General features: G+C 69.8%; 12 protein-coding genes and 1 pseudogene. 7 read left to right on the plus strand and 6 right to left on the minus strand.

The window, feature by feature from the left end; genetic code table 11:
* On the minus strand, positions 1-1,583 hold a 1,583-nt coding region (locus VF612_RS11905), incomplete at its 3' end, for a beta strand repeat-containing protein (RefSeq protein ID WP_408660070.1).
* A gap of 348 nt (positions 1,584-1,931) precedes the next feature.
* On the opposite strand from VF612_RS11905, the gene VF612_RS11910 reads away from it, so the two are divergent.
* Genes VF612_RS11910 through VF612_RS11930 form a run of 5 tightly spaced genes read left to right on the plus strand, consistent with a single transcriptional unit; the run spans position 1,932 to position 4,480 of the window.
* On the plus strand, positions 1,932-2,516 hold the full coding sequence (locus VF612_RS11910; protein ID WP_408660071.1) for a GNAT family N-acetyltransferase: 585 nt from the start codon (positions 1,932-1,934) through the stop codon (positions 2,514-2,516).
* Positions 2,513-2,890: a DUF6916 family protein gene (locus VF612_RS11915; RefSeq protein WP_408660072.1), complete on the plus strand. Its 378-nt coding sequence runs from the start codon at positions 2,513-2,515 to the stop codon at positions 2,888-2,890. The genes VF612_RS11910 and VF612_RS11915 overlap by 4 nt, the downstream gene beginning before the upstream one ends.
* Before the next feature lie 9 nt (positions 2,891-2,899).
* Positions 2,900-3,397: a phage tail protein gene (locus VF612_RS11920; RefSeq protein ID WP_408660073.1), complete on the plus strand. Its 498-nt coding sequence runs from the start codon at positions 2,900-2,902 to the stop codon at positions 3,395-3,397.
* A gap of 23 nt (positions 3,398-3,420) precedes the next feature.
* A complete protein-coding gene (locus tag VF612_RS11925) occupies positions 3,421-3,930 on the plus strand; it encodes a phage tail protein (protein ID WP_408660074.1) in 510 nt (169 codons plus the stop codon).
* 16 nt (positions 3,931-3,946) lie between these two features.
* The gene (locus VF612_RS11930) at positions 3,947-4,480 is read left to right on the plus strand and encodes a phage tail protein (protein WP_408660075.1); all 534 of its coding nucleotides are present in this window, start codon (positions 3,947-3,949) and stop codon (positions 4,478-4,480) included.
* A 124-nt stretch (positions 4,481-4,604) separates the two neighbouring features.
* Here the strand turns inward: VF612_RS11930 and VF612_RS11935 are convergent, their stop codons facing one another.
* The 3 genes from VF612_RS11935 to VF612_RS11945 form a co-directional block, all read right to left on the minus strand.
* Positions 4,605-6,428 carry a phosphoenolpyruvate carboxykinase (GTP) gene (locus VF612_RS11935; protein WP_408660076.1) on the minus strand — a complete coding sequence of 608 codons (1,824 nt, stop codon included), beginning with the start codon at positions 6,426-6,428 and terminating at the stop codon, positions 4,605-4,607.
* A 245-nt stretch (positions 6,429-6,673) separates the two neighbouring features.
* Positions 6,674-8,077 carry a metallopeptidase TldD-related protein gene (locus VF612_RS11940; RefSeq protein WP_408660077.1) on the minus strand — a complete coding sequence of 468 codons (1,404 nt, stop codon included), beginning with the start codon at positions 8,075-8,077 and terminating at the stop codon, positions 6,674-6,676.
* Positions 8,077-9,582, minus strand: coding sequence for a TldD/PmbA family protein (locus tag VF612_RS11945; RefSeq protein WP_408660078.1), 1,506 nt, complete (start codon positions 9,580-9,582; stop codon positions 8,077-8,079). The genes VF612_RS11940 and VF612_RS11945 overlap by 1 nt, the downstream gene beginning before the upstream one ends.
* 159 nt (positions 9,583-9,741) lie before the next feature.
* On the opposite strand from VF612_RS11945, the gene VF612_RS11950 reads away from it, so the two are divergent.
* The gene (locus tag VF612_RS11950) at positions 9,742-10,593 is read left to right on the plus strand and encodes an alpha/beta fold hydrolase (protein WP_408660079.1); all 852 of its coding nucleotides are present in this window, start codon (positions 9,742-9,744) and stop codon (positions 10,591-10,593) included.
* A 67-nt stretch (positions 10,594-10,660) separates the two neighbouring features.
* Positions 10,661-11,173, plus strand: coding sequence for a GNAT family N-acetyltransferase (locus tag VF612_RS11955; RefSeq protein WP_408660080.1), 513 nt, complete (start codon positions 10,661-10,663; stop codon positions 11,171-11,173).
* Positions 11,174-11,197: 24 nt separating this feature from the next.
* Here the strand turns inward: VF612_RS11955 and VF612_RS11960 are convergent, their stop codons facing one another.
* Positions 11,198-12,592 carry a WS/DGAT/MGAT family O-acyltransferase gene (locus tag VF612_RS11960; protein ID WP_408660081.1) on the minus strand — a complete coding sequence of 465 codons (1,395 nt, stop codon included), beginning with the start codon at positions 12,590-12,592 and terminating at the stop codon, positions 11,198-11,200.
* A 69-nt stretch (positions 12,593-12,661) separates the two neighbouring features.
* Positions 12,662-12,971, minus strand: a pseudogene (locus VF612_RS11965) (UDP-N-acetylglucosamine 1-carboxyvinyltransferase); the annotation flags it as partial.

A 12,971-nucleotide genomic window follows, 5' to 3' on the forward strand; every position in this document is an offset into this window, starting at 1 on the left:
CCGATCGCGGGCGCCGGGTAGCCGGTGGTGGTCACCGTGAACGATCCTGCCGTGCCGACCGTGAAGGACGCGGTGTTGGCGCTGGTGATGGCCGGCGTCCGGTTGACCGTGACCGTCGCGGTCGCGGTGCCGTTGTCCAGGGTGGCGAGCACGTGGCCGGGACCGCTGGTGGCCTGGGAGTTGTAGGTGGTGCTGGCCGAGCCCGAGCTGAGGTTGGACGACGCCGCCGCGAGGGTGGCGCCGCTGGGCAGCGGGTCGCTCCAGCCCACCGGCAGCCCGGCGAAGGCGTCCAGGTTCGACGCGCCGATCGCGGAGCCGACCGAGTTCTGGGTGAGCGCGGCGGTGATGGTGGAGGTGGCGTTCGGGCCGACCACGGTGGCCGGGCTCGCGGTGGCGGTCAGCACCAGCCGCGGCGAGACGGTCGGGCCGCCGGCCGCCGTGTCACAGCCGGCGGTGCCGGGGCCGGTGTTGCAACCCCACCAGTTGTCGGTCGCGTTCAGGGTGGCGCCGCTGGAGACACCCAGGGACACACCCGAGCCGTTGGTGGCGACGTTGCCGGTGAACCGGTTGTAGTGCACCTGCGCCGAGCCGCCGATGACCGAGATCCCGCCACCGAACCTGTCTGCGCCGCCGGTGACGGAGTTTCCGGTGAAGGTCGATTCGGTGACGGTGAGGGCGCCGCTCTCGGAGAAGATGCCAGCTCCTTGGGGAATGCCCGTGCCGCTGCCGACCACCGTGTTGTTGATGAACCGGCTGTTGGTCACGGAGACCGGAGGATTGACACCGCTGAGGTGCAGCGCACCGCCGACGTTGATGTTGGCGACGGAGGCGTTCGTGCTGTTGCCGCTGAACGTGGTGCCCGAGACGGTGAGCTGCTGCCCGGACGCGCTGCCCTCAGCTGAGTACGCCACGGCCGAACCCGAGCTGCTGCCGCTGGTGTTGCCGCTGAACGTCGAGTTGGTGATGGTCAGCGAGCCGCCGAAGAACTGCAGGCCGCCGCCGTACTTGTTGGTGGTCGCGGAGTTGACGTCGTTGTTGCTGATCGTGGAGTTGCTGATGGTCAGGGTGTCACGGGTGGCCGCGTTCCCGGACCCGGCGATGATGCCCGCCCCGCCGAAGGTGGTGACCGCGCCGTTGGTGATGGTGACGCCGGAGATGCTGGTGGTCACCCCACCGACGAGGGACGGGTCGAGGTTGAACACCCGGCTCGCGTTGTTTCCGTTGATGATCGTGCTGGCGGCGCCGGCGCCATTCAGGGTGATGTTGCTACCGGACACCTTGCCCATCTGCAGCTCACCGTTGGTGAGGGTGTACGTGCCGGCCGCCACGGTGATCGTGGACGAGGTCGCGCCGGCGTTGTTGGCCGCGCAGACCGCCTCGCGCAGGCTTCCGCTCGACGTCGTCTGCGGGCTGCCAGGGGCGCAGGCGCCGAAGTTGGTGGCCACGTCCGCTGTCGAGGTGACCGTCAGGGTGGCTGCCGAGGCGGTGGGCATGAACACCGCCTGACCGGCCACCGCCAGCCCCAGCGCCAAACCGGCGCGGGCAAGCAGGGCGGGCAGCGATGACGAGCGGATGTGCGGCATGGATTTTCCCTTTGAGGCCCCGTAGCGGGTGTTACGCCGCTGTAAATATGAAATGGAGGGTGGTCGACCACGCTCGGTAACGCAAGCTTGCGCAAATGTCAACGGGCGCCCAACTGTATCTAGCCCCAGCAGAATTAGATACCCGGTTGCTACAGAACTTTAACGCCAGACCTTAGCATTCCTTGGCAAATCGCCACAAAAATCTGCCGAGCTACCGGTGATCTTTGTGTTATAAAGCACCTTGCACAGTTGCGATTCCCTCGTAATCGGTGCCGAAACTGGCGCAAATCCAGACCGATCCCAGCAAGGAGTCGCTGACGTGCCGATGAAATACCCAGGTTCACCACCTTGACGAGCGACGGGACGTCGACGGTCGAGCCCACACCGTCACTTCGACCGGCCGAGAGCTCGGATGAGGGTTTGCTGCTGCGGATCTTCGCCGAGTCCCACTGCGCCGGCTTCGAGCTGCTGGCGCTGGAGCCGGCCGCCCTCGAGGGTCTGATCCGGATGCAGTTCCAGGCCCGGCAGGGGCAGTACCGGATGCAGCCCGGCGCCGTCGAGTACCTGATCCGCCGGGACGGCATCCCGGTCGGCTCCTGCTGGCTCAGCGAGAGCGCCGAGCAGCTGCGGGTGCTCGACATCGCCGTGCTGGCCGAGCACCGGCGCCGGGGCATCGCCCGGTCGGTGCTCGGCGAGCTCAGCGCCCGGGCCGTGGCTGCCGGCAAGCCGGTCCGCCTCTCGGTCTGGCGCGAGAACTCCCCAGCCCTGGCGCTGTACCGCGAGTTCGGTTTCAGGCCCGCTCCGGACGTGGGCGGCGCGGGCGGCGAGCCGGGTGACCTCGGCAACGGCTACCTGGAGCTGGAGTTGCCAGCCGGCGCCGCAAGCCAGCCGTCAGCCGGCGCCGCAAGCCAGCCGTCAGCCGGCGCGCGATGAGCGCCCCGCTGGGCTTCGAGGATTTCCACCCCCGGATCGGGCAGTCCTTCACCCTGCACTCCGCCGAAGAGCGCTCCGGCGAAGAACACTCCGCCGAAGAGCGCTCCGGCGCGGACGGCGCCGGCCAGGAGCGCTCGGCCGGGGACGGCGCCGGCGAGCTCGTCCTGCTGGAGTGCACGCTCGGCGCTTCCCACGGCCGGTCGCGCTCGTTCAGCCTGCTGTTCCGGGGCGGCCCGGACGCCCCCCGTGAGCAAGGCAGCTATCTGCTCAGCCGGGAGGACTTCGGCCCGAGCCCGATCTTCCTGGTCCCCGTGCGTGCCACCCCGGACGGCGTGGAATTCCACGCGGTCTTCAACCAACTGACGGAGGAATGAGAATGCGCCATGAGTGATCCCTACATCGGTGAGATCCGAATGTTCGGGGGCAACTTCGCCCCGGTGGGCTGGCTGCTCTGCCAGGGCCAGACGCTGCCCATCTCGCAGTTCGACGCGCTGTTCAACCTGATCGGCACCACCTACGGCGGCGACGGCCAGCAGAGCTTCCAACTGCCCAACCTGCAGGGCCGGATCCCGATCCACGCGACCAATGGTTTCCCGCTGGGCCAGGTCAGCGGGGTGGAGACGGTGACCCTGACCACCAACCAGCTCCCCATCCACACCCACCAGCCCGTCGGCTCCATGGTCGCCCAGAGCACGTCGCCGAACAACAACTACTGGGCCAGCTACGCCAACATGGACTTCAGCACCCAGGCGCCGGCCGCTCCGATGGCGCCGAACGCGCTGAGCCCGTCCGGCGGGAACCAGCCGCACAACAACATGCCGCCCTACCTCGCGATCAATTTCATCATCGCGACCGAGGGCATCTACCCGCCCCCGAACTGACGTCGAGACGGAGCGAACCGCACATGAGTGATCCCTACATCGGCGAGATCAAAGTCATCTCGTTCACCTACCCGCCCCGAGGCTGGGCGTTCTGCAACGGCCAGCTGCTGCCCATCAACCAGAACCAGGCGCTGTTCTCCATCCTTGGCACCATGTACGGCGGCAACGGCCAGACCAACTTCGCGCTGCCCAACCTGCAGGGCCGGATGCCGGTGCACCAAGGCATCAACCAGGGCACCTACGTCGTCGGCCAGGCCGCCGGCGAGGTGGCGCACACCCTGACGATCAACGAGATGCCCAGCCACGTACACCCGGCCGTCGCCCAGGCGACGGCCTCGAACCCGGGTGTCAGCCCGGCTGGCGCGATCTGGGCCACCACGGGGTCCGCGGCCTTCGCGTCCGCCCCGAACACGACGATGAACCCGCTAGCGGTGTCGACCACCGGAGGCAGTCAGCCGCACAACAACCAGGCGCCCTATCTGGTGCTGAACTACGTGATCGCCCTGGTGGGCATCTTCCCGAGCCGGAACTAGAGACGGAGCGCATACCGTGACTGACCCTTTCCTCGCCGAGATCAGGATCTTCGGCGGCAATTTCGCACCCAGGGGCTGGGCGCTGTGCAACGGCCAGTTGATGTCGATCTCGCAGAACACCGCGCTCTTCGCGCTGCTGGGCACCACCTACGGCGGTGACGGCCGGGTCACCTTCGGCCTGCCCAACCTGCAGGGCAGCGCCCCGATGCAGCAGGGCCAGGGGGCGGGGCTGACGCCGCGCTACCTCGGTGAGATGGGCGGCACCCCGACGGTCACCCTGATCAATGCCGAGATGCCGATGCACACCCACACCGCCCTGGCCTACGACGACAGCGGCGACAGCACCTCGCCGACCAACAACACCTGGGCACAGTCGCTGAAGGGCCGGTTGGGCGAGAACCTGTACAGCACCGGTCAGCAACCCAACATGTTGATGGGCACCCAAACCGTGCTGCCGACCGGTGGCAGCCAGCCGCACAACAACATGCCGCCCTACCTGACCGTCAGCTTCATCATCGCGCTGGAGGGGATCTTCCCGCAGCGGCCCTAGCGCCGTTGCGTGATCCGGTTAGCCCTCACAACGGTTAGCCCCACCAACCAGAACGTCCCGGCCTGGTACCAGGCCGGGACGTTCTGCGTTGGCAGGGACGGCGTGTCGCGTTGCCGGAACGGCCTCAGCCCAGGCGGAGCTTGAGCGAGGCCAGCTCGTCGCGCAGCGAGGTCGGCACCTTGTCGCCGATCTTGTCGAACCATTCCTCGATGGCCGGAATCTCCGCGCGCCACTGCTCGGGGTCGACGGACAGCGCCTGGGTCAGCTGCTCCTCGGTCATCTCCAGGCCCTCGACGTCGAGCGCGTCGGGAGCGGGGACCCGGCCGATCGGGGTGTCCACCGCGGCGGCCCGGCCCTCGATCCGCTCGATCGCCCACTTCAGCACCCGGATGTTCTCCCCGAACCCGGGCCACAGGAAGCCGCCGTCGGCGTCCCGGCGGAACCAGTTGACGTAGAAGATCTTGGGCAGCTTGACGGCGTCGGCGTTCTTGCCGACCTCGATCCAGTGCTGGAAGTAGTCCCCGGCGTGGTAGCCGATGAACGGCAGCATGGCCATCGGGTCCCGGCGCACCACGCCGACCTTGCCGGCGGCGGCCGCGGTGGTCTCCGAGGACAGGGTGGCGCCCATGAACACGCCGTGCTGCCAGTCGCGCGCCTCGGTCACCAGCGGAATGGTGTCCTTGCGCCGGCCGCCGAAGAAGATCGCGTCCAGTGGCACGCCCCGCGGGTCGTCCCACTCGGGAGCCTTGGTGTCGCACTGCTCGATCGGCGTGCAGTAGCGGGAGTTGGGGTGCGAGGCGGCCTCGCCGGAGCCGGGCTGCCAGTCGCGGCCCTTCCAGTCGGTCAGGTGCGCCGGCGGCTCGCCCATGCCCTCCCACCAGATGTCTCCGTCATCGGTGAGCGCGACGTTGGTGAACAGCGAGTTGCCCTTGGCGATGGTGCGCATCGCGTTGGGGTTGGTGTGCCAGTCGGTGCCCGGCGCGACTCCGAAGAAGCCGTTCTCGGGGTTGACCGCATACATCCGGCCGTCCTCGCCGAACCGGATCCAGGCGATGTCGTCGCCGATGGTCTCGACCTTCCAGCCCTCCAGCGTGGGGTCGAGCATCGCCAGATTGGTCTTGCCGCAGGCGGACGGGAACGCCGCCGCAATGAAGTACGACTTCTGCTGCGGGCTGGTGAGCTTCAGGATCAGCATGTGCTCGGCCAGCCAGCCCTCGCTGCGGGCCTGGGCGGAGGCGATCCGCAGCGAGTGGCACTTCTTGCCGAGCAGGGCATTGCCGCCGTAGCCGGAGCCGTAGGACCAGATCATCCGCTCTTCCGGGAAGTGCACGATGTACTTGGTCTCGTTGGACGGCCAGGGCACGTCCACCTCGCCGGGGGCCAGCGGCGCGCCGAGGGAGTGCAGGCCGGCGACGTAGGGCTGGCTGACGCCGTCCTTGACGAACAGCTCGAGGGCCTTGGAGCCCATCCGGGTCATGATGTGCATCGAGGCGACCACATAGGCCGAGTCGGTGAGCTCGACCCCGAGCATCGGCTCCTTGGCGGTGAGCGGCCCCATGCAGTACGGGATGACGTACATGGTGCGCCCGCGCATCGAGCCGCGGAACCGCTCGGTCAGCAGCGCCTTCATGTCGCCGGGGTCCATCCAGTTGTTGGTGGGACCGCAGTCGGCGGGGTCCTGGGAGCAGATGAAGGTACGGTCCTCGACCCGGGCGACGTCGGTGGGGTCGGAGGCGGCGTAGAAGGAGTTGGGCTTCTTGGCGTCGTCGAGGCGGGTCAGAGTGCCGGCCGCGACGAGCTGCTCGGTGATCCGGGTCCACTCCTCGGCAGACCCGTCACACCACACGACCTCGTCCGGCTCGGTCAGCTCGGCGATGTCGCGCACCCAGCGCAGCAGAGCAGGGTGGTCGGTGGGGGCGGGATCGAGGCGGACGATGGTGCTCGTCATGATCGAAACTCCTTGTCAGTCGACGGTGACTGGCGGGGGCGCCTCAGGACGGGCGACGGATTCGCGCCACAGTCCTGTCAGGCAGTGATCAAAGGGTAACGAGCGGCAGCGCTTACAAGCCCGTCCGCAGCCTGCGGCACGGGTCACAAAGGCGCAGAACGGGACAAAGCTGTGCGTGGAATCCCGGCATTCCGGTCTTTCTGGTGGTACGGATCAGGCGCGCATGGCCTAGCTCACACCTGGGCTCATGAGGCCTGGCTCACAGTGGAGAGGTTGAAGTCCGGAACGCGGACGGCCGGCATCGCGACCCGGGTGAAGTAGTCGCTCCATTCCCGGGGCAGCGTCCGCTCGGTACGGCCCACCTCCGTGATCCGGCCCAGCAGGTCGACCGGGGATTCGTTGAACCTGAAGTTGTTGACCACGCCCCGCACCTTGCCGTCCTCGATCAGGTAGACGCCGTCGCGGGTGAGGCCGGTGACCAGCAGCGTCTGCGGGTCGACCGTCCGGATGTACCAGAGGCAGGTCAGCAGCAGGCCGCGCTCGGTCTCGGCGATCAGCTGCTCCAGGCTCTTGCCGTCGGCGGGCCCGTCCATGATGAGGTTGTCGACGAACGGCACGTGCGGCTGGCCGGTGCGCTCGGCCCAGTTGCGGGTGCGCTGCAGGTTGGCCAGCACGCCGTCGTCGATCCAGGTGGTGGCTGGCACCGGCGCCCCGTTGTCGAAGATCGATTCCTCGCCGCCCTCGACGGTCAGCTGGAAGGGTGCGGCCTGCATGCCCGGTTCGGCCGGATCCGAGCGCAGGGTGAGGCCGAGCCGGGCCAGCGATTCCCCGATCCGGGTCTTGCCGTCGCTGGCGGCGAACACGCTCCGGCCCTCCTCGGCGTCCCGCGCCGAGGAGGTCCAGTACAGGTAGACCATCAGGTCGGCCACCGCAGCGGGCGGTAGCAGCGTCTCGTACCGGCCGGCCGGCAGGTCGATCCGGGTCGCCGACCAGTCCAGCCGGGTGGCCAGGTCGGCGGTCATCGCATCGACGTCGATGTCGGTCCAGTCGCGGGTCTGCGCGCCGGCCCAGGCCGACCGGGTCAGGTCGCGGGACTTGGCGTTCAGCTCCAGCCGGCCGGTCGGCTGGTCGTGCCGGCGGCGCAGGCCGGTGGACGAGGCGAGGAAGGTGGAGGACACCAGGTGCTCGGCGAAGCCGTAGAGCAGCCGGTCGGTCCGCTCGGCGGCGGCGAAGGCCCGGCCCAGCGCCGGCGCGAAGTCGCTGAACACCTCGATGCTGGTGGCCGCGGGGGGTGCGTCCCAGTCGTCGGAGTGCGGGTAGGGCTCGATCAGCGGCGCGACATCGTCGGCGGGTGAGGCGGCGCGGGCGGCGTCCTCGCTGGCCTTGACCAGCCCGGCGAGCTGGTCGGCGCCTGACACCGCGCGCGACACCACGCCGGAGGTGACGCCCTGCTCGCCGTCCATGATCGAGATCACCGTGAGCTTGCGGGAATGGGTCTGGCCGTTGGTGGTGAGGCTGTTGCCCGCCCAGCGCAGGTTCGCGCCGGTCAGCTCCTCGCCGATCACCAGGCAGCCGGTCGCGCCGGACAGCTCCAGCGCCTGCTCGACGAGCTGCTGGATGGTGGGGCCGGCTTCGGTGTTGCTGGTCATCATCGGCCGCCCTCGGTCACGGTGTTGAGAACGTTGACGTTGCTGAACAGCGCCGACGGGCAGCCGTGCGAGACCGCCGCCACCTGGCCGGGCTGGCCCTTGCCGCAGTTGAAGGCGCCGCCCAGCACGTAGGTCTCCGGCCCGCCGATCGCCGCCATCGAGCCCCAGAAGTCGGTGGTGCTCGCCTGGTAGGCGACATCGCGCAGCTGGCCGGCCAGCCGCCCGTGGGAGATCTTGTAGAACCGCTGGCCGGTGAACTGGAAGTTGTAGCGCTGCATGTCGATCGACCAGGACTTGTCGCCGAGGACGTAGATGCCCCGCTCGACGCCGGAGATCAGCTCCTCGGTCGAGCGGGAGTCCGGGCTCGGCTGCAACGACACGTTCGCCATCCGCTGCAAGGGGATATGGCCTGGCGAGTCGGCGAAGGCGCAGCCGTTGGAGCGGCCCAATCCCTTGGCCGCCGCCATCTGCCGGTTCAGCTGGTAGCCGACCAGCACGCCGTCGGAGATGATGTCGAAGTCTCCGGTGGCCACGCCCTCGTCGTCGTAGCCGATGCTGGACAACCCGTGCTCCACAGTGCGATCACCGGTCACGTTCATGATCGGTGAGCCGTAGCGCAGGCTGCCGAGCTTGTCGAAGGTGGCGAAGGAGGTGCCGGCGTAGGCGGCCTCGTAGCCCAGCGCCCGGTCGAGCTCGGTGGCATGCCCGATGGACTCGTGGATGGTCAGCCAGAGGTTGGACGGGTCGATGACCAGGTCGTAGTGGCCGGCCTCCACCGACGGCGCCTTGGCGTGCTCGGCCAGCAGCTCGGGCAGCTCGGCGAGCTCGGCGTCGAAGTCCCACCCGGTTCCGGTGAGGTACTCCCAGCCCCGCCCGGCCGGCGGCGCCAGGCTGCGCATCGAGGAGAAGCCGCCGTTGGCCCGGTCGACCGACACCGCCGTGAACTCCGGATGCATCCGGACCCGTTGCTGGGTGGTCACCGTGCCGGCGGTGTCTGCATAGAACTTGTTCTCCAGCACCTGGATGAGGTGGGCGTCCACATGGTCCACACCGTCCGCGCCGAGCAGCCGGCCGGACAGCTCCGACAGCCTCGCCAGGCGCTCGTCCGAGGCGACTTCGAAGGGGTTGACGTCGTAGGAGGACACCCAGCTGGCGTCGGAGTACACCGGCTCGGCGGCCAGCTCCACCGGGTCGGAGCTGAGGACCCGGCTCAGCTTCGCGGTGGTCACCGCCTGCTCGGCCAGGCGGGCCGCTGCCTCGGGGGTGCGGTCGATGCCGCTGGCGAAGCCCCACGCGCCCTCGTGCACCACCCGGACCGACAGCCCCAGGTCCTCGTCGTCGGTGCTGGTGTCGAGCTGGCCGTCGCGCAGCGCCAGCGAGGCGACCCGGACCCGTTCGAGCCGGAAGTCCGCGTGCGAGGCGCCCAGCTCCCGGGCTCGGCTCAGGGCCGCGTCGGCGAGGACGGCGGCTGGCAGGGCGAGGAACGTGGCGTCGATGCTGGCCATGAACCCGATAGTAGAGGCAGCTACCGACGGAAATCCGCGCAGTGCTCGGGGGCGCCGCTGTCCTAGCGCCGCCCGGTGAGCGCCGGCCCCGCTTGCCGCGTTGCCGCTCGCGAAGCTACGGTTGCGTAGGTTACTCGCGAGTACGTCAGGAGGCGGACGATGACCGAGGTCCTGCCCCGCACGGTCGACCTGCACGGCCATCCGCTCAGCTATGCCGACCTCGGCGCCGGTCCCGCGGTGCTGTTCGTCCACGGGCTGCTGGGCTCGCACCGGCACTGGACTCAGCTGATGCGCGAGCTGGCGGTCGATCGCCGGCTGGTCGCGCCGGACCTGTTCGGCCACGGCGGCTCGGCCAAGCCGAGAGGGGACTACTCCCTCGGCGCGCACGCCGCCACCCTGCGCGACCTGCTCGACCGGCTGGAGATCGGCCGGGTGACGCTGGTCGGGCACTCCCTCGGCGGCGGCATCGCGATGCAGTTCAGCTACCTGTTCCCCGAACGGGTGTCCCGCCTGGTGCTGGTGAGCAGCGGCGGCCTGGGGCGGGAACTCAGCCCGGCGCTGCGCGCGGCCGCGCTGCCGGGCGCGGAGCTGGTGCTGCCGGTGCTCGCCTCCCGCTGGCTGCGCGAGCGCACCGTCGCGGTGGCCGGCGGCCTGGGACGGCTGGGCCTGCGCGCCGGGGCGGACCTGAGCGAGGCCTGGCGCGGGCTCGGCTGCCTCGAGGACGCCGACAGCCGGCGGGCCTTCCTGGCCACCGTCCGCGCGGTCATCGACCCGGGCGGGCAGACCGTGACGGCGCGGGACCACCTGCCGATGGCGACCAGCGTCCCGACCATGCTGGTCTGGGGCGCGAAGGACCGGATCATCCCGTCCTGGCATGCCGTCACCGCGCAGGCCGGCTTTCCCGGCTGCCGGGTGGAGATCTTCGAGCGCGCCGGGCACTTCCCGCACCTCGCCGAGCCCGAGCGGTTCGCGGCGCTGCTGGCCGGCTTCATCGCCGATCCGAGCGCCTGAGTCCCCTGCCGGCCGGCTTGCTGGCCGGCTTGCTGGCCGGCTTGCTGGATGGGACACAATGCCCGACGTGAGCGACCTGCGCTTGGAGCTGCTGTCCGAAGCCCATCTCGACGACGTCGAACGCCTGCTCGACGATCCGGAGGTGCTGCGGTTCACCCGGCTGCCCGACCCGCCGGTGCCGGGGTACTCCATGGAGTGGTACGAGCGCTACCAGGCGGCCCGGCAGAAGGGCACCGGGGAGATCTTCGCCGCGGTGGGTTCGGACGGAACGTTCCTCGGGGTGGCGTTGGCCGCCCACATCGACGCCGAAGCGCGCGAGATGGAGCTGGGCTACCTGACCGCCCCGGCTGCCCGCGGCCGCGGTGCGGGCACCGAGATGCTGCGGCAGTTGACGGCCTGGGCCTTCGCCGAGGCCGGGGCGCTGCGCGTCACCCTGATCATCAACGTCACCAACGTGGCCTCCCAGCGGGTCGCGGAGCGGGCCGGGTACACCCTCGAGGGCGTGCTCCGGTCCGTCTACTTCAAGCAGGGCCGGCGCTCCGACGTCCAGCTCTGGTCCCGGCTGCCCACCGACGGCTGAGCTCGCGGGTCTAGCCAGCCTGCTCTAGCCGGTCGCCTGCTCCAGGGCGGTCAGCTCGTCCTCGAGGTAGCCCAGCATCCGCTGCAGGTGCGGCACCGTGCGGCGGCAGCCCGTCAGGCCGAAGGACAGCTCGTCGGTGTAGCTGGTGCAAGTGATGTTCAGCGCCTGCCCGTGGTAGGGGATGGACAGCGGGTAGAGGCCGTCCAGCCGGGCGCCGTTGAGATAGAGCGGGGTACGCGGGCCGGGGACGTTGGAGATGATCAGGTTGAACGGTGGCCGCAGCAGCTCGGCGTAGCCGGGGATGGACTGCAGCAACAGCGGGCTCATCCCCAGCCCGGTCATCGCCACGATCTGCAGCGGGCTGAGCTCGGCCAGCGCCTGCTTGCCCTCCTTCATCGAACGGCGGACGGTGCGGAGCCGGTCAGCCGGGTCGGCCAGGTGCGTCCCCAGGTCGCACATCACCGCGCCGAGGGCGTTGCCGGACTCCCGGGCGCGGTCGCGGACCCGCAGCGCGACCGGCACCATCGCGATCAGCGGCGCCTCGGGCAGCGCGTCCATACTGCTGAGGTAGGTGCGCAGGGCGCCGGAGCAGGCGGCGAGCACCACGTCGTTGACGGTGCAGCGGGCGCCCCGGCGGATCCGGTTGATCCGCTCCAGCGGCCAGGACTGGGCGGCGAACCGGCGCGAGCCCGAGATCGGCACGTTGAACATCGACCGCGGCGCCGCGAACGAGATCGGCGCGCTCTGCGACTGCAGGCCGCGGTTGACGGTGCGCACCAGCGCCGACGGGATGCCCGCCACGTCGGTGGCCACCTCGCGGGCGCTGCGCAGCAGGTTGGCGACCAGCTCTTCCGGGGACGGCGGCGCCGGCTGCTGCTGCGCGGGCCGGGGCGCTGCCGGCCGGTTCGCCCACGGCGGCGGCAGGCCGCGGGCCGCCGGGTCCTTGGTCAGGATGCGCTGCAGCAACCGCTGCGCCGACACCCCGTCCAGCAGGGCGTGATGCACCTTGAAATAGAGCGCGAACCGGCCGTCGGCCAGGCCCTCGATGAAGTGCAGCTCCCACAGCGGCCGTTGCCGGTCCAGCAGGGTGCTGTGCAGCCGCGAGCACAGCGCCAGCAGCTCCAGCACCCGGCCGGGCTGGGGCAGCGAGTTGTGCCGGACGTGGTGGCTCAGGTCGAACTGCCGGTCCTCCTCCCAGGCCCACTGCCCTGCGGTGGCCAGCGAGCGCCGGGGGCGCTTCTTGAACAGGGGCGCCACGTCATTGGCGGTGGAGCCGGAGCTGAGCTGGGAGAACAGCTCGGCGGGGCTGGGCGCGTCCTCGGCCGGGAAGAACAGCTCCAGGCCGCCGACGTGCATCGGGGTCTGCGGGGACTCCACGGACAGGAACACCGAGTCCGCGGGTGACATCGGCAGCAGCACGGTGTCAGATCCTGTCACCGATGCCGCACGGATGCGAAACGTCCGGTAGCGGCGCCGGGCGGTACCGGCTCAGAAGTCGCGGAACGGCTGGATGCTGGCGCCGAGCAGGTTCAACCGCTCTGCCAGCTGCTCGTAGCCCCGGTCGATGACGTAGACGTTGCGCAGCACCGAGGTGCCCTTGGCCGCCAGCATGGCCAGCAGCACCACGACGGCCGGACGCAGCGCCGGCGGGCAGATCACCTCGGTGCCCGACCAGTGCGTCGGTCCCTGGACGTAGATCCGGTGCGGGTCCATCAGGGTGACCTTCGCGCCCAGCTTGGTCAGCTCGGTGAGGTACTGCGCGCGGTTGTCATAGACCCAGTCGTGGATCAGGGTCGAG

This window comes from Jatrophihabitans sp., assembly GCF_036388195.1.
Taxonomy (GTDB): domain Bacteria; phylum Actinomycetota; class Actinomycetes; order Mycobacteriales; family Jatrophihabitantaceae; genus Jatrophihabitans_A.

What these genes read in the sequence shown, in the direction of transcription:
- VF612_RS11915 (WP_408660072.1), top strand. Translation starts at nt 2,513, where the DNA reads ATGAGCGCCCCGCTGGGCTTCGAGGATTTCCACCCCCGGATCGGGCAG.
- VF612_RS11920 (WP_408660073.1), top strand. Translation starts at nt 2,900, where the DNA reads ATGAGTGATCCCTACATCGGTGAGATCCGAATGTTCGGGGGCAACTTC.
- VF612_RS11925 (WP_408660074.1), top strand. Translation starts at nt 3,421, where the DNA reads ATGAGTGATCCCTACATCGGCGAGATCAAAGTCATCTCGTTCACCTAC.
- VF612_RS11935 (WP_408660076.1), bottom strand. Translation starts at nt 6,428, where the DNA reads ATGACGAGCACCATCGTCCGCCTCGATCCCGCCCCCACCGACCACCCT.
- VF612_RS11940 (WP_408660077.1), bottom strand. Translation starts at nt 8,077, where the DNA reads ATGACCAGCAACACCGAAGCCGGCCCCACCATCCAGCAGCTCGTCGAG.
- VF612_RS11945 (WP_408660078.1), bottom strand. Translation starts at nt 9,582, where the DNA reads ATGGCCAGCATCGACGCCACGTTCCTCGCCCTGCCAGCCGCCGTCCTC.
- VF612_RS11950 (WP_408660079.1), top strand. Translation starts at nt 9,742, where the DNA reads ATGACCGAGGTCCTGCCCCGCACGGTCGACCTGCACGGCCATCCGCTC.